This is a genomic window from Streptomyces toxytricini (assembly GCF_014649915.1).
Taxonomy (GTDB): Bacteria; Actinomycetota; Actinomycetes; order Streptomycetales; family Streptomycetaceae; genus Streptomyces; species Streptomyces toxytricini.
In genome coordinates this window covers 27,541-45,367 of the sequence record NZ_BMTY01000018.1, presented here as the reverse complement: position 1 = coordinate 45,367, position 17,827 = coordinate 27,541, and the positions used below count along the sequence as shown (strand labels likewise).

Sequence of the window (17,827 nt, the reverse complement as noted above, 5' to 3'; positions counted from 1 at the left end):
GTTCCGCAGGGCGGGCCGGGCGGGCTTCCGGAGCTGCCGGAGCTGCTGGAGGGGCTGGACCGCGTGGCCGTACGCCCCGAGTAGCGGGGCAGCCGCTCGACCCGGCCGGGCCGGCGGGCCCGGCCGTGACCGCCCCCGGTCAGCGGCCCAGCTCTCTGCGGGAGACGTCCCGCACGCGGCGCCGCTGGGAGGGGTCCAGCAGCAGGTACGCCGCCGCCGGCACACCGATCAGCACCAGCAGGCCCGCCCAGAAACCGACCAGGCCGAACAACACGATCGCCGCCAGGACACCGGCAGCCGCGACTCCCGCGCGCTTGGACATGGGACACCTCCACCCGTCACCGCTGGACGGCCGCTCGCCGTCTCGCCGTCACCCCTGCAACGCCCGGCCCCGCCGCCGCGTTCCCGCCCGCCCCCCGCCGTCGGCGCGTCACAGGTCCTGGATGCGGCGGAAGGGCCGGTCCGCCTCCAGCTCGAACGCGATCTCCAGGAGGGTGCGCTCGGCTCCGGGCCGGCCGGCGAACATGACGCCGATGGGCAGGCCGTCCTCCGTCGCGTGCGCCGAGGGGAGCGAGATCGACGGTGTCCCGACGACGTTGTCGACGGGCGTGAACGCCACGTACGTCAGGATCCGCTCGATGAGCTGCGGGTAGGGGACGGTCGGGCTGAGGTGCCCGAGCCGCGGGGTGGTGTGCGCGAGCACGGGCGACAGCAGGAGGTCGAAGCCGCGGAAGGCGGACGCGTACGCCACGGCCGTGCTCCGCAGGCGGCGCAGCACACCCGGGGTCTGCCGCCAGACGGCCAGGTACGACTCGCGGAGCCCGCGGCTCAGGGGATCCATGCGGCGCCGGTCGAAGTCCGCGCCGAGGCTCCGGCCGGTGGCTCCGATCAGGAAGGACAGCATCCCCCAGTAGGCGAGGAAGTCGTCGGTGAAGCGCGGGTCGACGGCGACGACCGCCGGCTCCACCGTGTGGCCGAGCCGTTCGAGGGCCTCCCCCGTGGCGAGGACGGCGGCCCGGGTCGCGGCGTCGGTGCGGACCCCGTTCGGCGAGTCGGGCAGCAGCCCGATCCGCAGCCGCCGCTTCGCGGGGCCCTCCACCGGGCCGACGGGCGGCAGCTTCGGGTGGCGCCGGTACGCCTCCGCCGCGGCGAGGAACGCGGCGGCGTCGCGCACCGAGCGGCTGACGACGCCGTCGGCGACGATGTCGAGGGGCAGCATGCGGCTCTGCGCGTTCGCGACGACCCGGCCGCGGGTCGGCTTGAGGCCGACGAGCCCGCAGCAGGCGGCGGGGATGCGGATGGAGCCGCCGCCGTCGTTGGCGTGCGCGAGGGGCACGGCTCCGGCGGCGACGAGGGCGGCGCTTCCGCCGGAGGAGCCGCCCGCCGAGTACCCGGTGTGCCAGGGGTTGCGGACCGGCTCGGCGCCCTCGTACTCCGTGGTCGGGCTGAAACCGAACTCGGGGAGGCGGGTCTTGCCCAGCACGGTGACGCCGCTGCTGAGGAACTGGCGGGCGAACGGGGCGTGGCTGCGGGCGGGCCGCGGGCGGAAGGCGGAACTCCCGTGCCCGGTGGGCAGTCCCCGGTAGTCGGTGTTGTCCTTGACGAAGGTCGGCACCCCGGCGAGGACTCCGCCGCCCGGCGCACCGTCGAGGGACGGCGGGTCGCTGTGCACCTCGACCGCGCGGAGCCGGGCGTCGACGGTGCGCACGCGCTCGGCCGCGTCGCGGGCGGCTTCGGCGGCGCCGACCTCGCCCCGCCGGATCGCGTCGGCGAGGCCCACGGCGTCGTGCTCGCCGAGGGCGTCGTCCCGGAAGGCGTGCACACTGGTCCGTTCGTCGAAAGTCGTCACCGCTATCCCCGCCCAGCCGCGTGTGTGGTCGGCCGCCATCATTCCCTACCGTCGGGTAACACGCGAGGGGGCGGACGGCGCCGGCCCGCGGGCGGGCGGAGGCGTCCGCCGGCCGGAAGGCACCGGCGACTGCGCAACGGCGTACGGACGTCGCCCGGTCGGCCCGCACGGCTCATCGCGATCGGGTTCCGATCAGGACTCCGGTTGGCAACGGGCCCGCCGCTCATAACACGCTCCGATTATCGAAACAACGTATCCGTTTCGCCCGTGTGGCTGGTTATGATCAGCGCCTCCCGACTGGCTGTCGTCCCCGCTCCCCTCCCCTGCCCAGCCGCCCCCGAGGAACGATGTCTTCCACAGAACCCGAAGGCCCACCCGCGCCCTTGACGACCCGGCAGCGGGGCCCGCGGCGGCGGCGGACCGTGCGGCTGCGCACGCTCCTGGTGTGCCTGGCGGTCGTGCCCACGGTGGCCATGGGCACGCAGACGGTGCTGACCGCCGAACGGCTCCTGGACCAATCCGCGCACCTTCGCGCCGATGTGGCGGCCAGTGAGCACACGGGCGTCCCCCTGTACACGCTCCTCGTCGACCTCCAGGCCGAGCGCACCGCCTCGGCGGCCCTGTGGGCGGGCAGCCCCGGAGCAGAGCAGGAGCTCCGGCAGCGGCGGCAGGCGACGGACCGCGCGGCGGCCGAATTCCGCCGGGCGGCCGCCGAGGCGGGGGTGTCGGTCGGGGAAGTGGTGCGCCAGCTCGGCGACCTGGCGGTCTACCGCGGGCGCGCGGAGGCCCGCACCGGCACCCCCGACAGCCTGCTCGCCTACTACACCGGGCTGGTCAACGAGATCATCCGCGTGTACCAGCACGAGTTCAGCCACTCCCAGGACGCCGAACTCACCCAGGCCAGCCGCCCCGTGGTGTCCCTGCTCTCCGCCTCCGAGATGGTGGCGCGCCAGGACGCCCTGCTGGCCCTGGCGGGGCCCTCCCGGGAGCTGAGCGCCAGCGCCTTCGACCAGTTCACCAGTGCCGTGGGCGCCCAGCGCTACCTGTACGAGACCTGGGTCGTGCCGTACCTGCCCGAGCGGGACCGCCGGTTCTACGAGCGCATCACCACCTCCCCCGCCTGGGAGACGAAGACCCGCATCGAGAACGCGATCATCTTCGAGAACAAGGACTCCGACACCGGCATCCGGCTGCCCGCCGACGTCGGCGAATGGCGTGCGGCGCACGGCAGCTTCTCGATGCAGATGGCCACCCTCAACATCGACCGGGCCCGGCAGGTCCTCACCCTGGGCGAGGCGAAGGCGGACCGGCTGCAGACCGAGGTGGCCTGGCTGATCGGCGGCAGCGGCGCCGGGCTGCTGCTCGTCGTCGCGATCGTTGTGGCCGGCACGCGGTCGGTGCTGCGCCGCCTGGACGGCCTGCACCGGCGGACCGTCGCGGTGGCCGAGCGCATCCTCCCGGACGTGGTGGCGCGGCTCGGCAGCGGACGGCCCGTCGACGAGTCCGTCCTGCCGCGGGTGACCGGACACCGGGACGAGGTCGGCCGCATCAACGACGCGTTCGCGCGGGTCGTCGCGGTGTCCGTGGACGGGCACCGGCAGCTCGCGGCGGAACGCCAGGGTTTCGGCATGTTCGCCTCCGGCATCGCCTCGCGCACCGGGAACCTGGTGAGCCGACAGCTGGCCCTCACCGAGGACATCCAGGACGCCTTCGGCCACGACGAGCCGCTGCTGGCCCAGTTGATGCGGTCCGACCAGCTCACCGTGGGCATGCGGCGGCAGATCGAGAACCTGCTCATCCTGTCGGGCGGCGAGGTCCCCGACCCGCACACCGAGCCCATGCGCATCGCCGACCTGCTGCGCGAAGCCGCCGCCGAGGTCGAGGACTTCCGGCGGATCGAGCGGCAGGCGCTGGACGAGGCGAGCGTGCAGCCGCAACGGATCAGCCAGATCAGCCACCTGCTGGCGGAGCTGCTGGACAACGCCACCCGGTTCTCCCCGCCGCGCTCGAAGGTGGTGATCCGCGCCGAACTCGTCGCCGACGGCCTGTCCGTGGAGATCGAGGACCGCGGGCCGCGGGTCGCGACGGCCACGTACGAGGAGATGAACCGGCGCCTGCACAGCGCGCCGCCGTACGCCGTCCTCGCCGAGAACGCGCACCGGCTGGGCCTCTTCGTGGTCGGCCACCTCGCCGAGCAGCTCGGCGCGACGGTCACGCTGCGGCGCTCGGTGTACGGGGGCACCTCGGCGGTGGTCGTGCTGCCGGGCGGGCTGCTGTCCCCCGCGGACCGGCCCGCGCCGCAGCCGGCGCCGCGGCCCCGCCCGGCCGCGGAGGACGCCGCCGCCGGTGCACCGGAGGCCGTGGCGGCCGCCGCCCCGGCGCGGAAGGCCGTACGCACGCCCGCGCTCGCGCCGGAGCCCGCGCCCGCGCCGTCCGCCGCGGGCTCCGAGGAGCCCGTACCGGTGCGCACGACCGGGCCGCGGGCCGTCGAGCCGGCGCCCGTGCCGACCCCGGCCGGGCTGCCGAGCCGCCGCCGCACCGACCCCGCGCCGCCCGCCCGCGCCGAGGGGGCCCCGCGCCCCGCGCTGCCGGCCCGGGAGGCAGCCCGGCCGGCGCTGCCCGAACGCGTACCGCAGACGCACATGTCGCAGCAGCTGCGCGGTCCGCGGACGCCCGAGACGACCGACCGCCGGGATCCGGCCACACCCGAAGAGGTGGCCGACGCCTGGGCGGACTACGAACAGGGGACCCGGAAAGTGGAAGAAGAGCTCCGACAGGATCAGCCATGACGACGACATCGAACGACATGATCTACAGCGTTCTGGACAACAACCTGAGCAGGATCGCCGGCATCCAGGGCGCCGTGCTCCTGTCCAACGACGGGATCGGGCTCAGCGCCTACCTGCTCGAGCGGGACCAGGCGGAGCGCATCGCCGCCGCCTGTTCCGGGGTCGCCTCCACCATGAAGGCGATATCGCGCGAGGTGGACGGCGGCCGGGTGATCCGCCAGCTCGTCGAGATGGACGACCGGTACCTCTGCATCGTGGGGTGCGGGGAGGGCAGCACCCTCATCGTGGTGACCTCCCGCAAGGCCCGACTGGGAGAGCTGGGCGGCGAAGCCGTCCGGACGGCGCAGGCGCTCGGCGAGTGGCTGGGCACCCCGGAGCGCACGCAGGCGCAGCCTCCCGCCTCCCCCGCGTAATGCCGCAGGACGACGCGGACGCCGTACCCGGCCCCGGACCGGAACCGGAACGGGAGCCGGCCGCGGACGCGGGCCCGGACGCCGCAGCGGGCCCGGCGCCGGACGGCGGCGGGCCGCTCGCGCCGCGGTCCGCCGGCGGCCGCCGCCGGACCCGCCTGTACGCCCTCACCGACGGCCGGACCGCCGCACCCTGCACCGTCATGACCATGGACACGACGATCACGGCGGCGGTCCCGGAGGACGCCTGGAGCGGACTGCCCAGCGAGTGGCGGGCCGTCCTCGCCATGTGCCCGGCGCCGGACGGCCGCGCGGTGGCCGAGATCGCGGCCCGCATGCACATACGCCTGACCCCGATGGCGCTGCTCCTCGGCGAACTCGCCGACCGCGGGCTGATCCACCACCGGCCGCCCCTGGACGGGGCGGAGGCCGCCGATGTCCACCTGCTCAGGAGAATCAGGGACAACCTTGCCCGCATATGAGAACGCCGCCCGTCAGGCGGCCCCCGTCAAGATCCTCGTGGCCGGCGGCTTCGGGGTCGGCAAGACCACCCTCGTCGAGACGGTCTCGGAGATCGAACCGCTGCGCACCGAGGAGCGGCTGACGGCCGCCGGGGTCGGCGTCGACGACCTCGACGGCATCGAGTCCAAGGCCGTCACCACCGTGGCCATGGACTTCGGCCGGATCACCCTGACCGACGCCGGGGTCGCGCTGTACCTGTTCGGCACCCCCGGCCAGGAGCGGTTCTGGTTCATGTGGGACGACCTGCTGAACGGCGCCCTCGGGGCGGTCGTCCTGGTCGACACCCGCCGCCTGGACCGCAGCTTCCCTGCCGTCGACTTCTTCGAGAGCCGCGGCCTGCCGTTCGTGGTCGGCGCCAACTGCTTCCACGGCGAACAGGCCTACACCGCCGAGGAGATCGCCGCCGCCCTGCACCTGCGCGACCCCGCGACGCCCGTCCTGATGCTGGACGCCCGCGAGCGGGAGGACGTCCGCGGCGTGCTGCTCGCCCTGCTGGACGTGCTCATCGCCCGGGCCGCGGAATCGGGCGCGGAGTCCGGGGCGGCGCTGCGGGACGCCTCCGCGGCGAGCCGCTGAGGCCCGGTCCGCGGGAGGGGTAGGCGCGGTGCGCGCGGGGTAGGCGTCCCCGCGTACGAGGAAGGAGCGCCGCGATGGGAACCGCCGAGGTGGCCGCCGCACTCCTGCGCGACCACGGCCGGACCTATGCCGACGAGGCCGGCATCCGGCTCCGCGACACGCCGTCGCCGCTGTACCGGCTCCTGGTGCTCGCGGTGCTGTGCTCGACCCGGATCAGGGCGGACATCGCCACCGCGGCCGCCCGTGAGCTCTCCGCGGCGGGCCTGCGCACGCCCCGGGCGATGGCGGACTCCGCCTGGCAGGACCGGGTGGACGCGCTCGGGCGCGCCCACTACGTCCGCTACGACGAGAGCACCGCGACCGCGCTCGGCGAGGGGGCGCGGCTGCTGCTGGACCGCTGGCGCGGAGACCTGCGCAGGCTGCGGGAAGAGGCCGGCGGGGACACGGGCTCGCTTCGCGCACGGCTGATGGAGGTGCCCCGGATCGGCCCGGTCGGCGCGGACATCTTCTGCCGCGAGGCGCAGGCCGTCTGGCCGGAGCTGCGGCCCTTCTTCGACGAGCGCTCCCGCGCCGCCGCCGGGAAGCTCGGGCTGCCCCGCTCGGCGCAGGGGCTCGCCTCGCTGGTCGCGCCGGAGGAGCTGGCCCGCTTCGCCGCGGCCTTGGTCCGCGCCTCACTGTCGAAGGGACCCGGGTCCGGCTGACGGCCGGTCCGCTCCACCGCCTCCGACTCCCGGCCCGCCGGGGCGAGTTGCGCGAAATGCCCGGCTGGTCCCTGTGTTGATCCTGAGGGCTTCCTTAAGGGACCTTGAAGAAGCCTTCCCACGGGCTTTTTTCGCTGGTCACACGCCTAGGCTCGGGCGGACTCCCATCCGTCCCCCCAGTGAGGTGTCACCGGCATGAGCCGCAGCCGTACCCCCGAAACCGTGTCCCGCGCCGAGGCGCGACGCCGGAAGGCCGTGCGTTCGCGCATCGTGCTGTCCGTCACCGCGGCGGCCGCGGTCGTGGCGGTCGGCGTCGCGGTGGCCGACTCCGACGGCGACGCGCGCACCGAGCGCCGGGCCGGCGGCGCGGCGGGGGCCGCGTCCGGCTCGGCCGCCGCCGGCGCCGGGACCGCCGCTGAGTCAGCAACCCCGCCGGCCCCCGGCGCCGACGCGTCGGCCTCGACGAGCCCGAGCCCGTCCGCAACGCCCGAGGCGTCCGCGTCGGCATCGGCGTCGCCCGCGGGGCCGTCGGCGGAGGCCAGCACCGAGGCCAAGGCGGCGCCCGCCTCCTCGGCGGCCCCGGCCCGCAAGCCGGCGACGGGCGGCGGCTCGGGCGGCTCCGGCGGGTCGGGGGGTTCCGGCGGCTCTGGCGGTTCCGGCACGGTGAACACCGACGCCGAGTCGGCGGTCCTCGCCATCGTCAACAAGGAGCGCGCCGCGGCCGGATGCGGCCCGCTGTCCTCCAACGCGAAGCTGAGCGCCGCCGCCCGGGCGTACAGCGACACCATGGCGCGCAGCGGCGTCATGTCGCACACCGGCCCCGACGGGTCGACCATGACCAGCCGGGTGGAGGCCGCGGGCTACGCCTGGTCGCGTCTCGGCGAGAACATAGCCCGCGGCCAGGCGGACGCCGACGCGGTCATGAAGGCCTGGATGAACAGCCCCGGCCACCGGGCCAACATCCTCAACTGCGCGTTCAAGGAGATCGGCATAGGCGTCCACAAGGGCGACGGCGGCCCCTGGTGGACCCAGAACTTCGGCGCGCCGAAGTAGCCCCTGCCCCCCATGGCCGGCGTCCCCCGTACCCGTCCCCCGGGTGCGGGGGACGCCGGCTTTCGGGGGAGCCGGTGACGGGCCGGGCGGCGCGTCGGCCACTATGGGGCCGTGCCTCGAACTTCGCGTTACCTGCTCATATGGCTGTCGTGCACGGCCGCCAGTGTGACTGCCGTGCTCGGCACGGTCCAGTTCGTGGTCGGTTCGACCAGGCAGACGCCCCCGGTCGCGCGGTCCGCCCCCGTCGTCGTCAACACGCCGCCCGCGTGGCTGGCGGTGACGAACCCGTCGGCGAGCCCCTCGCCGTCGCCCTCCCCCAGCAGCTCCGCCGCCACACCGCGGCCGTCCCCGTCGGCGGGCTCGCCGACCCCGGCCAAGCCCTCAACGGGCGCATCCCGGTCCACCGCCGTGAAGTCCTCCGCGGACTGCGAGGAGGGCGGGGCGGGCCTGCACACCGTCCCCTCCCAAGGCGGCCGGGCGACGGTGCGCTACGGCAGCCGGGGGGTGTGCCTGATCTCCGCGGTACCGAACCGGGGCTTCAAGACCACGACGTCGCAGCCCTCGGCCGACACGCTCACGGTGACGTTCACCAGCGACGACCACCGCTCCACCATCACCGCGACGATCGAGCCCGGGGCTAAGGCCAGCGTCCGCGAGACCTCCTTCTGAGCGGCCCGCGACGCTTGTAGGCGAAGCGGGAGGTGAGCTGTTCCTTAGGGCATCCTCAAGATCCGGCCGATGGGGTTCCGGCCGCCCGGCGCGGTCCTATGCTCGCGTCAGCAGAGCGGCCGCAGGTGCCGGGGCACGCCGCCCCGGCCGGTCCGGCCGCCGCTTCCACCGCGCCGGAGGGTGTCCGGCCCTTCCGTAGCCCGACCGTGCCCTGGGGTGACCTCGCCATGACTTCTCGCATGCTCCGACCCGTCCGCGCCGACCTCCGGACGGCCTCGGGCCGTTCCGCCCGGGCGCGCGGGAGGCGGCTGTCGGCGGTCGCCGCGGCGGTGCTCGCGGCCGGGCTGACCGCCGGCTGCGGGCCGTCCTCCCAGCCCGCCGGGGCCGCCTCGCCGTCCGCGGCCCGGCAGTCCGCCGAAGCCCCGCCCGCCGAAGCCCTGCCCGCCGGGGCGGAGTCCGCGAGCGGCTCCCCCGAGGTCTCGGCGACCGCGTCGACGGCGCCGTCCGCCTCCGCCAGTCAGCAGCCCTCGGCCGCGCCCTCCAAGGCCGCCTCGGCGCCCGCCTCCACGAAGCCCTCGGCACCGCGCACCTCGGCCGCGCCCGCCCCGGCCCGTGTGCCCGGCCCCGGCTACGACGCCTCCGCCGACGCCCGGCAGCAGGTGGACGCGGCCCTGCGCGCGGCCAAGGCCGACGGGCGCATGGTGCTCCTCGACTTCGGCGCCAACTGGTGCGGCAACTGCAAGGCGGCCGACAAGGTGTTCGCCCAGCCGCAGACCACGGCGCTGCTCGGGGCCTCGTACCACCTGGTCAAGGTCGACATCGGCGGGAGCAGCTCCGCCAACTCCGCGCTGCTGGGCAAATACAGCCCGTCCGGGGGCACCTACAAGATGCCCGTGCTGGTCGTCGTCTCCCCGTCCGGGACGGTGCGCACGGACACCCACGTCACCGGGAACCCTCCGCTGACCGCGGACGGCATCAACGCCTTCCTGCGCCAGTGGGCGTCGTGAGACGGCCGGTCGCCGCGGTCGCGGCGGCCGCCCTGGCGGCGGCGGGGCTCGCGGTGGCGGCGGCGTGGGCGCCCGGCGGCCCCGAGGACGGACGGGGCGGCTCCGGCGGTACGGGCACCGGGGCGGCGCCCGCGGTCGCGGAACCGGCCGCCCGGCCGGCGGCCCCCGAGCTGGCCGGCGCCGACCTCGACGGGCGCCGGGTCGACCTCGCGGGCCTGCGCGGCCAGGTCGTCGTCGTGAACGTGTGGGGCTCCTGGTGCGCGCCGTGCCGGGCGGAGGCCGACGACCTGGAGCGCGTGAGCCGGCAGACGCGCGCCGACGGCGTCCTCTTCCTCGGGATCAACACCCGCGACCGGGACCGCGAGGCGGCCCGCTCCTTCGTCCGCGCGCACGGCCTGGGCTTCCCGAGCCTGCACGATCCGGACGGCGCGCTGCTGCTCCGCTTCCCGCCGTCGGTGCTGAACCCGCAGACGGTCCCCTCGACGCTGGTGGTCGACCGCAAGGGGCGCGTCGCCGCCGCGATCGGCGGCTCCGTCACCGAGGAGCAGCTGCGGCCCCTCGTGGCGCGGGTCGCCGGGGAGGCCCCGTGACGGCCGCCGGCGCCGCTGCGCTCGCCTTCGCGGACGCGCCGTCCCTGGTGAACGGCACGCTGCTGATGGCGGCTCCCGTCGCCTTCGCCGCCGGCCTGGTCTCGTTCCTGTCGCCGTGCGTGCTGCCGCTCGTCCCCGGCTACCTCAGCTACGTGACGAGCCTGTCGGTCGCCGATCTGGCGGACGCGCGGGGCGGGAACCGCAGCCGGATGGCCGCCGGCGCCCTGCTGTTCGTCCTCGGCTTCACGGCGGTCCTCGTCTCCGGGGGCGCCCTGTTCGGCTACTTCGGCCGGACGCTGCTGGCGCACCGGGAAGCGCTCACCCAGGTGCTCGGCGTCTTCACCGTCGTCATGGGCCTGTCGTTCATGGGCTTCCTGCCGGGGTTCACGCAGCGGGAGTTGCGCAGCCGGCGGCGCCCCGCGCTGGGGCTCTCCGGCGCACCGCTGCTGGGTGCGGTGTTCGCGGTGGGCTGGACGCCGTGCATCGGGCCGACGCTGGGGGCCGTGCAGGCCCTCGCCTGGACCGAGGCCAGTGCCGCGCGCGGGGCGCTGCTGATGGCCGCCTACTGTCTGGGGCTGGGGCTGCCGTTCGTGCTGGCCGCGCTCGCCTTCCGGCGCGCCCTGGGGGCGTTCGGCCTGGTCAAGCGGCACTACCCGTGGGTGCTGCGGATCGGTGGGGGCATGCTGGTGCTCGTCGGCGTGCTGCTGGCGACCGGCGTGTGGAACGACCTGGTGTACGTCCTGCAGTTGTGGAGCGCGGACTCGACGGCGGCGCTCTGAACCCCCCACCCGCACCGGACAACACCGCACCACATACATACACATGGCACACACGACACAGGTGACACACATGCCCCGGACCACCCGCCCGAACGCCGCCCTGCGAACCGGCCGTTCGCGCGCCGCGCGCCTCGCCGGCGCCCTCCTCTGCCTTGCCGGGTTCACCGCCTGCGGCAGCCAGGGCGCCGGGCAGGCGGATGGCGCGGCATCCCCTCCCACGGCGAGCTTCACCGACAAGGGCGTCACCGTCACGCTCTCGATCACCGACTGGCGCGACGCGAAGGGCACCCTCAAGGCCGTCTTCACCCCCGAGGAGAAGGGGTTCCACCTGTACAGCATCGACCTGCCGGCCACCGGCGTCGAAGGCGTCGGCCGGCCCACCGCGGTCGCCGTCACCGGAGCGCTCCGCCCCGACGGGAAGCTGACCGCCGCCGCGGACGTGCGCTCGATCAGCGTGCCCGGAGTCGGCGCCCCCGTCCCCGTCTACCCGGACGGCCCGGTCACCACGACCCTGCCGGTCCGCGCCGACGGCACCGGGGAGGCCACCGTGCTGCTGGGCTACGCCAGCTGCAGCACCGAGGACGGCTGCACCATCCCCGTCTCCGACCGGCCCGTCCGCCTGCGCGTCACCGCCGACGGGCCGGTGTTCGGGCCCCGCTGATCCCCGGCCCGGCACGCCCGCACGAACCGCCCGGACCGGCGGGCGGCCTCCCCTCGGACCGCTCCGGCCCAAGCCCTAAGGTGTCCCCCATGCCCAGCGTCCTGGTCGTGGAAGACGACCCCAGCATCCGCCAGTCACTGATCGAGGTCCTGGCGGAGCACGGGTATGCCGTGCGCAGCGCGGCCGACGGCTTCGGCGGCCTGCGGGAGCTCACCCAGGCGCCCGTCGATGCCGTGGTCCTCGACCTGGGGCTGCCGGACCTGGACGGCGGGGACGCCCTGCGCATGATCCGCGGAATATCCTCGGTGCCCGTGCTGGTGGCCACCGCCCGGGACGACGAGACGGAGATCATCAAGCTCCTCAACGCGGGCGCCGACGACTACCTGGTCAAGCCGTTCTCCGGCGGGCAGCTCATCGCACGCCTCGCCGCCGTGCTGCGGCGCACCAGCCACGTCCCGCCCGCCGGCGCAGGCGCCGCAGCGGCCCCGGCCGCCGCATCGGCCGCGCCGCAGCCGGCGACCGTAGGCGAGCTCGTCGTCGACCCGGGCGCCCGCACCGCGTTCCTCGCCGGCCGCGAGCTCCGGCTCACCCGCCGGGAGTTCGACCTGCTGGCGTTCCTGGCCCGGCACGCGGGGCAGGTCGTCTCCAAGCGCCGCCTGCTGACGGAGGTGTGGCGCGAGCCGTACGTGGACGACCAGACCGTCGACGTGCACCTGTCGTCCCTGCGCCGCAAGCTCGGCGAACGCGCGGCGGCCCCGCGGTACCTGAGGACCGTCCGCGGCGTCGGCATCAAGCTGGTGGCCCCCCGTTGAGGCGCTCGCTGGCCGGAGTGGCGCTCGCCGTGACCTCCATGGTCGCGCTGTCCTTCCTCATACCTCTCGCCCTCCTGGTGATGTCGCTCGTCAGGGAGCAGGGGGTCACCGAGGCCGAGCAGCGCGCCGCCGCACTGGCGCCCGTCCTCGCGCTGACCACGGAGCCGGCCGCCCTGCGGGAGTCGGCCGCCAGCCTGGACGGGGGCGAGCACCTCGTCGTCCACCTCCCCGACGCCGGCGCGCTCGGCAGGTCGAAGGCGCCCGCGGCGCTCCTCGAACGGGCCCGCAAGGGCCGGGAGTCGATATCCCAGGAGGTTCCGGGCGGCTGGATGTGCCTCCAGCCGGTCGTGCTGCCCGGCGACCGGGTCGCCGTCGTCGAGAACTTCGTCCCCGAGCAGGAGCTGACCCGCGGGGTCGCGGAATCGTGGGCGGTCATGGCGTTCCTCGCGGTCGGCCTGATCGCCGGCTCGGTCCTCGTCGCCGACCGCCTGGGCGCGAAGGTCGTCCGGTCCTCGAAGCGGCTCGCGCAGGCCTCGCGCGCCCTCGGCGAGGGCGATCTGGACACCCGCGTGGACCCGATGGGCCCGAAGGAGCTCCGCGAGGCGGGCGTCGCGTTCAACGCGATGGCGCACCGCATGACCGAACTGCTCGCGGTGGAGCGCGAGCTGGTCGCCGACCTGTCGCACCGGCTGCGCACCCCGCTGACCGCCCTCCACCTGGCGTCGGAGCGGATGGCGGGCACGCCGGAGTCCGCGCGGGTCGAGGCGGCCGTCGGCGAGCTGGAGGCGGAGCTCCAGGCGATCATCGCGGCGGCGCGCACGCCGCTCGCGGTGGGCCCCATGGGCCAGGGCCTCCTCGGCGCCGAGCCCGCCGCGGGGCGGGGGCCGTCCGCCGCGGCGGGGGCCGGGCCGCGCTGCGAGGCGGCCGAGGTGGTGCGCGGGCGGACGGCGTTCTGGACGGTGCTGGCGGGCCACCAGGAACGGGAGTGCTCCCTGGACCTCACCCCGGAGCCCACGCCGGTGGCACTCTCCGAGGACGACGTCGCGGCGGTGGCCGACGCCCTGATCGGGAACGTCTTCCGGCACACCCCGCCCGGCACGCCGCTCGGCGTGCGCGTCGTGCGGTCGGCGCTGGCCGTCGAGCTGGTCGTGGAGGACGGCGGGCCGGGCATCCCGGATCCCGACCGGGCCCTGTCCCGTGGCAGCAGCACCGGCTCCACCGGGCTGGGGCTCGACATCGCGCACCGGGCGGCCACTGCCACGGGCGGCTCCGTGCGCATCGGCAGCAGCCCCCTGGGCGGCGCGCACATCGCGGTCTCGTTCGCCCTGGCCCCCGCCCCGCTGCCGGGGCGGGGCCCGCGCACCTCCCGGCGCCGCCCGGCCTGGCCGCGCAGGCGCTGAGTCCCGCGTCGACCGCGGCCCCGGGCGGCTCACGGGAGGCGTCAGGGCCCCGGGGCCAGCAGGATCTTCCCGCGGGTCCCGCCCGCCTCCAGCAGGGCGTGTGCCCGGGGCGCCTCATCGAACGGCAGCAGGCGGGCGATCCGCAGCGCCAGCTGCCCGTCCTCGACGCGGCGCGCCAGGGTGTCGAGCATGGCGGGGTCGGTGCGCACGCCGTACACCTCGACGCCGACGGACCGCTCGGGCTCCGGCACGGCGAACGGCGTCAGGGACACGTAGCGCCCCCCGTCGCGCACGGCCTGGAGCGTCCGCGGCCGCCCCGCCGCGTCGATGACGGCGTCGTACGCGCCTGCCGGCGGGGGCGCGGCCCCGGTGAACACCTCGGCGGCACCCAGCCCGCGTACGGTCTCCGCGTCGTCGGGGCGGGCGAGGGCGGCCGGGTGCAGGCCGCGCAGGGCGGCCAGCTGGACGAGGAATCCGCCGACGGCGCCGGCGGCGCCGCAGACGAGGAGCCGGCCCGCGAAGCCGGGGCCGAGCCGGTCGAGGGCCTGCTCAGCGGTGAGGGCGGCCAGCGGCAGGGCGGCCGCGTGCTCCAGCGGGACGCCGGCCGGCGCCCGGACGGCGAGCCGCTCGTCGAGGGCGACGTACTCGGCCGAGACGCCGGCCCCGTCGGCCAGCGAGGGGCGCAGGGCGACGACGCGGTCGCCGGGTTGGAAGCGGCCCGCCGAGGGGCCGGCGGCGACGACGGTGCCGGAGACGTCCCAGCCGACGACGGCGGGCAGGACCGGGGAGGGGATGTCCCCGCGGCGCACGGCCAGGTCGACCGGGTTCACGGCGGCCGCGGCGACCCGGACGAGGATCTCCCCGGCGGCCGGCCGAGGGGTGTCCCGCTCGGTGACGGCGAGGACTTCCGGCGGGCCGGGGGCGGCGAAGGTGACGGCTTTCACGGCTGTGCCTTTCGTGTGCGGCCGAGGTGGCGCATCGCGGGCTTCTCGACGGCCGCGTACAGCAGCCAGGCCGCGGCGAGCGTCGCGAGGGCCTCCAGCACCAGCACGCCGATGCCGGCGGCGGTTCCGAAGAACCTCTCGGGGCCGAGGAGGTGTTCGCGGACGACGTTGAGGAGGATGAGGTGGACCATGTAGAAGGCGAAGGAGACCTCGCCGAGCCAGACCACCGCCCGGCCGCGCAGCGGCGAGGGCCGGCCCGAGACGTCCTGCAGGGCGACGGCCGGGATCAGCAGCGCCATCGGGATGACGAAGACGGCGTCCAGGGCGTACAGCCACGGCACGTACAGGGACAGGGCGTACGCGGCGACGCACGCGGCGGCGGCGGGCAGCGGGCGGACGCCGAACCGGCGGCCGGTGACGACGATCCGCGCCATCAGCATGCCGAGGACGAAGTCCAGGGCGCGCACCGGCGGCAGCATGTACACGCTCCAGTACTGCCAGACGGACGCAGGGGAGCCCTCGGGCATGGGCGGGTCGCCCGGCAGCAGCAGGTAGGCGAGCGCCGGGACGGCGATGGCCGCGGCGGCGGTGCCGGCGGCCCAGCGCCACAGGTGCGCGGGCGGGATGCGCTTGATCCCGTGCAGGAAGAGCGGGAAGCAGAGGTAGAAGAACAGCTCGCAGGCGAGCGACCAGCTGGGCGGGTTGACCCCGAGGAAGACGGAGAACTCGGGGATCCAGGCGTGGACGAGGAAGAGGTTGGGCACGGCCTGCCACCACTGGGTGGTGGCCCCGGACAGCAGCGCCAGGGCGAGCACCCACGTGACGAGGTGGTTGGGGTAGATCTTGAAGAAGCGGCGGCGCCAGAAGTGCCGCGGCGGGTCGCCGGGCCGGGCCGACCAGGTCAGGACGAAGCCGCTGAGGATGAAGAAGAAGCTGACCCCGGCCCAGCCCGCGTTGGAGAACAGCCACCGGTATCCGTCGGCGACGTCCTTCGAGGCGAACGGGTTGAGGGCGGGCAGCGCGAGCGAGGAGTGGTAGCAGAAGACCAGGAGGGCGGCGATGAACCGCAGACCGGTCAGTGAGGGGAGCCGGCCGTGCACGGCCTGTCGGGGCTCGGCGGCGCGCTCCGTCGGTGTCGCGGCGGGTTCCGCGGTGGTGGACACGGGCTCTCTCCGGAGGGGTGCGTGGGATGGGCGGGGCCGGCCGCCGGGGCGGGCGGGCGCCGGCCGGTGGGCCGGCCGGGCCCGCTCCGGCCCCGCGGGGCGTGCTGCCGGGTCAGTCCCGGTCGAGGAAGCCGCCGAGGAGTTCGACGACCTCGGCCGTCTTCTCGAAGATGACCATGTGGCCGCTCTCCAGCTCGGCGTACTCGCTGCCCGCGACGGCGGCGTGGATCTCGCGGGAGTGCTCGACGGGGATCAGGGCGTCCCGCGTGGAGCCGATGACGAGGGTCGGCGCGGTGATCGCGGGGAGGCGGTCGCTGATGTCGACGCGGTGGTCGAGCTCGATCTGCCGCAGTGTGTGCGCCTCGGCCTTGATGCCGGCGACGGTCGCCTTGACGCCGTCGCTGCCGAAGCCGGCGAGGAAGGCCGGGGAGAAGATCAGCAGGGCGCTGTAGGCGGCGAAGGCCTCTCCGTCGATGTCGGGGAGGCGGCGCCACAGGTCGACGGCGAGCTGCTGGCGCGGGTCGTCGTTGCGGGCCCAGCCGTTGATGACGACGAGGCGGCGGACGAGCTCCGGGTGCTTGGCGGCGGCGGCCGCCGCGACGACCGCGCCGAGGGAGAACCCGACGATGTCGAACGGCCCGTCGGTGACCGCGCGTGCGGTGCCGACGACCTGCTCGACGAGTTCGTCCAGGCTCAGCTCCTCGGCGTGGAGCGGCGTGCGGCCGCTGCCGGAGCAGTCCGGGGTGACGACCGTGTAGCGGTCGCTGAACTGCTCCCGGATGTGCCCGAACTGGGCTTCGCCGTCACCGCCGGTGCCGTGGACGAAGAGCAGCGCGGGACCGCTGCCCTCCACCGTGTAGTGGACGGGGGTGCCGTTGACGTCGATCGTGGGCACGGGAGGCTCCTCACTGTCGAAGGGGGGCGCGGACGGGATGCCGTCCGCGAGGGGATCAGGGGGTGTGGTTTCAGCGCAGGGCGGGGGCCGGCTCGCGCTCCTCGGCGGGCGCCCCGGGGGCCTGCTGCAGCCGCGGGCGCGGCCGGGACCAGCGCCGCATGACGGGGCGTTCGACGCACACCAGCAGCAGCCAGCCGGTGAGCAGGGTCGCGAGGAAGAAGCCCAGGAGGACGAGGACGCCGGGGAGCGGGGCGAAGAGCCGCTCGTCCATCAGCGCGGTGCGGCCGTAGTACATGACCACGTACTGGGCGAGGTAGAAGCCGAACGAGACCTCGCCGAGCCACTGCATGGTGCGGCCGCGCAGCACCGTCGGGGCGCCGTCCACGTCGGCCCGGGCCACGGCGCAGATCAGCAGCGACACGGGGATGATGGTGGCGACGTTGAGGCCGTACAGGAAGGGCACGGCCATGGCCGCCGCGTAGCCCGCCAGGCAGAGCAGGGCCGCCGGGAGGATCCGTACGCGGGGGAAGGCCCCGGCCAGGACGAGCCGGGCCAGCAGCATGCCGAGGACGAACTCGAACATGCGGACCGGCGGGAAGTTGTAGCCGAACCAGAACTCCCACAGGGAGATGCCGAAGCCCTCGGGGGTGGGCGGGTTCTGCGGCAGGAGGAAGTCGGTGACGAGCTGCACGGCGACCATGCAGGCGACCATCGCGGCGGCCCAGCCCCACAGCGCCCGCTCCCTGATCCGCAGCACGGGCCCGATCAGGAAGGGGAAGAGCAGGTAGAAGAGCAGCTCGCTGCAGAGCGACCAGCTGGGCGGGTTGACGCTGATGAAGGTCTCGTGCTGCGGGAACCAGGAGTGGACGAGGAAGAGGTTCGGCAGCGAGGCGGACAGGGGTGTCATCGCGCCGGCGAACAGCACCATGGCGAGCGCCCACATGACGATGTGGTTGGGGAAGATCTTCAGCAGGCGGCGGCGCCAGAACCCGGTGACGGTGTCGCCC

The 17,827-nt window shown here is 75.3% G+C and carries 20 protein-coding genes; 13 read left to right on the top strand and 7 right to left on the bottom strand.

Annotated features, from left to right (window positions below):
• Positions 1–139 precede the first annotated feature (139 nt).
• A complete protein-coding gene (locus tag IE170_RS22380) occupies positions 140–322 on the bottom strand; it encodes a tail-anchor membrane protein (protein ID WP_114056476.1) in 183 nt (60 codons plus the stop codon).
• A 108-nt stretch (positions 323–430) separates the two neighbouring features.
• Complete coding sequence (locus IE170_RS22375; protein ID WP_189811230.1) at positions 431–1,849, bottom strand: amidase; 1,419 nt, start codon at positions 1,847–1,849, stop codon at positions 431–433.
• 422 nt (positions 1,850–2,271) lie between these two features.
• On the opposite strand from IE170_RS22375, the gene IE170_RS22370 reads away from it, so the two are divergent.
• The 6 genes from IE170_RS22370 to IE170_RS22345 all read left to right on the top strand — a co-directional run bounded on the left by IE170_RS22370 (position 2,272) and on the right by IE170_RS22345 (position 7,900).
• Positions 2,272–4,638 (top strand): sensor histidine kinase, encoded by a 2,367-nt coding sequence (locus IE170_RS22370; protein ID WP_229885070.1) that lies wholly within the window; start codon positions 2,272–2,274, stop codon positions 4,636–4,638.
• Positions 4,635–5,051, top strand: coding sequence for a roadblock/LC7 domain-containing protein (locus IE170_RS22365; protein ID WP_189811228.1), 417 nt, complete (start codon positions 4,635–4,637; stop codon positions 5,049–5,051). The genes IE170_RS22370 and IE170_RS22365 overlap by 4 nt, the downstream gene beginning before the upstream one ends.
• A complete protein-coding gene (locus IE170_RS22360) occupies positions 5,051–5,530 on the top strand; it encodes a DUF742 domain-containing protein (RefSeq protein ID WP_189811227.1) in 480 nt (159 codons plus the stop codon). Before IE170_RS22365 ends, IE170_RS22360 begins: the two co-directional genes overlap by 1 nt.
• On the top strand, positions 5,484–6,146 hold the full coding sequence (locus tag IE170_RS22355; RefSeq protein WP_189811226.1) for a GTP-binding protein: 663 nt from the start codon (positions 5,484–5,486) through the stop codon (positions 6,144–6,146). Before IE170_RS22360 ends, IE170_RS22355 begins: the two co-directional genes overlap by 47 nt.
• 74 nt (positions 6,147–6,220) lie before the next feature.
• Complete coding sequence (locus IE170_RS22350) at positions 6,221–6,847, top strand: endonuclease (RefSeq protein ID WP_189811225.1); 627 nt, start codon at positions 6,221–6,223, stop codon at positions 6,845–6,847.
• Between the two features lie 195 nt (positions 6,848–7,042).
• On the top strand, positions 7,043–7,900 hold the full coding sequence (locus IE170_RS22345; RefSeq protein WP_189811224.1) for a CAP domain-containing protein: 858 nt from the start codon (positions 7,043–7,045) through the stop codon (positions 7,898–7,900).
• Between the two features lie 128 nt (positions 7,901–8,028).
• On the opposite strand, the gene IE170_RS22340 is transcribed toward IE170_RS22345, so the two are convergent.
• Entirely contained in the window at positions 8,029–8,304 is a 276-nt protein-coding gene (locus IE170_RS22340; RefSeq protein WP_189811223.1) for a hypothetical protein, read from the bottom strand.
• A gap of 4 nt (positions 8,305–8,308) precedes the next feature.
• Here IE170_RS22340 and IE170_RS22335 point away from each other — a divergent pair, with 4 nt between their 5' ends.
• From IE170_RS22335 to IE170_RS22305, 7 genes are all read left to right on the top strand, one after another.
• Positions 8,309–8,569, top strand: coding sequence for a hypothetical protein (locus IE170_RS22335; RefSeq protein WP_229885068.1), 261 nt, complete (start codon positions 8,309–8,311; stop codon positions 8,567–8,569).
• Positions 8,570–8,808: 239 nt separating this feature from the next.
• The gene (locus IE170_RS22330; protein WP_189811222.1) at positions 8,809–9,576 is read left to right on the top strand and encodes a thioredoxin family protein; all 768 of its coding nucleotides are present in this window, start codon (positions 8,809–8,811) and stop codon (positions 9,574–9,576) included.
• Entirely contained in the window at positions 9,573–10,166 is a 594-nt protein-coding gene (locus IE170_RS22325) for a TlpA disulfide reductase family protein (RefSeq protein ID WP_189811221.1), read from the top strand. The genes IE170_RS22330 and IE170_RS22325 overlap by 4 nt, the downstream gene beginning before the upstream one ends.
• Complete coding sequence (locus IE170_RS22320; protein ID WP_373299037.1) at positions 10,163–10,945, top strand: cytochrome c biogenesis CcdA family protein; 783 nt, start codon at positions 10,163–10,165, stop codon at positions 10,943–10,945. Before IE170_RS22325 ends, IE170_RS22320 begins: the two co-directional genes overlap by 4 nt.
• A 70-nt stretch (positions 10,946–11,015) precedes the next feature.
• Positions 11,016–11,606 carry a hypothetical protein gene (locus tag IE170_RS22315; RefSeq protein ID WP_189811220.1) on the top strand — a complete coding sequence of 197 codons (591 nt, stop codon included), beginning with the start codon at positions 11,016–11,018 and terminating at the stop codon, positions 11,604–11,606.
• Positions 11,607–11,695: 89 nt separating this feature from the next.
• Positions 11,696–12,418 (top strand): response regulator transcription factor, encoded by a 723-nt coding sequence (locus tag IE170_RS22310; RefSeq protein ID WP_189811219.1) that lies wholly within the window; start codon positions 11,696–11,698, stop codon positions 12,416–12,418.
• A complete protein-coding gene (locus IE170_RS22305; protein WP_189811218.1) occupies positions 12,415–13,818 on the top strand; it encodes an ATP-binding protein in 1,404 nt (467 codons plus the stop codon). The genes IE170_RS22310 and IE170_RS22305 overlap by 4 nt, the downstream gene beginning before the upstream one ends.
• A 41-nt stretch (positions 13,819–13,859) precedes the next feature.
• Here IE170_RS22305 and IE170_RS22300 read toward each other — a convergent pair whose 3' ends face one another.
• The 4 genes from IE170_RS22300 to IE170_RS22285 all read right to left on the bottom strand — a co-directional run.
• Positions 13,860–14,762: an NADP-dependent oxidoreductase gene (locus IE170_RS22300; protein WP_189811217.1), complete on the bottom strand. Its 903-nt coding sequence runs from the start codon at positions 14,760–14,762 to the stop codon at positions 13,860–13,862.
• A complete protein-coding gene (locus IE170_RS22295; protein ID WP_189811216.1) occupies positions 14,759–15,925 on the bottom strand; it encodes an acyltransferase family protein in 1,167 nt (388 codons plus the stop codon). The genes IE170_RS22300 and IE170_RS22295 overlap by 4 nt, the downstream gene beginning before the upstream one ends.
• Positions 15,926–16,037: 112 nt before the next feature.
• Positions 16,038–16,820, bottom strand: coding sequence for an alpha/beta fold hydrolase (locus IE170_RS22290; RefSeq protein WP_189811215.1), 783 nt, complete (start codon positions 16,818–16,820; stop codon positions 16,038–16,040).
• A 70-nt stretch (positions 16,821–16,890) separates the two neighbouring features.
• Positions 16,891–17,827: acyltransferase family protein (locus IE170_RS22285; protein ID WP_229885067.1), on the bottom strand; the 937-nt coding region annotated here is incomplete at its 5' end.

Bases quoted from the DNA above. Each gene is read 5' to 3' on its own strand.
- IE170_RS22380 (WP_114056476.1), bottom strand. From the start codon at position 322: ATGTCCAAGCGCGCGGGAGTCGCGGCTGCCGGTGTCCTGGCGGCGATC.
- IE170_RS22365 (WP_189811228.1), top strand. From the start codon at position 4,635: ATGACGACGACATCGAACGACATGATCTACAGCGTTCTGGACAACAAC.
- IE170_RS22360 (WP_189811227.1), top strand. From the start codon at position 5,051: ATGCCGCAGGACGACGCGGACGCCGTACCCGGCCCCGGACCGGAACCG.
- IE170_RS22355 (WP_189811226.1), top strand. From the start codon at position 5,484: ATGTCCACCTGCTCAGGAGAATCAGGGACAACCTTGCCCGCATATGAG.
- IE170_RS22350 (WP_189811225.1), top strand. From the start codon at position 6,221: ATGGGAACCGCCGAGGTGGCCGCCGCACTCCTGCGCGACCACGGCCGG.
- IE170_RS22345 (WP_189811224.1), top strand. From the start codon at position 7,043: ATGAGCCGCAGCCGTACCCCCGAAACCGTGTCCCGCGCCGAGGCGCGA.
- IE170_RS22330 (WP_189811222.1), top strand. From the start codon at position 8,809: ATGCTCCGACCCGTCCGCGCCGACCTCCGGACGGCCTCGGGCCGTTCC.
- IE170_RS22315 (WP_189811220.1), top strand. From the start codon at position 11,016: ATGCCCCGGACCACCCGCCCGAACGCCGCCCTGCGAACCGGCCGTTCG.
- IE170_RS22310 (WP_189811219.1), top strand. From the start codon at position 11,696: ATGCCCAGCGTCCTGGTCGTGGAAGACGACCCCAGCATCCGCCAGTCA.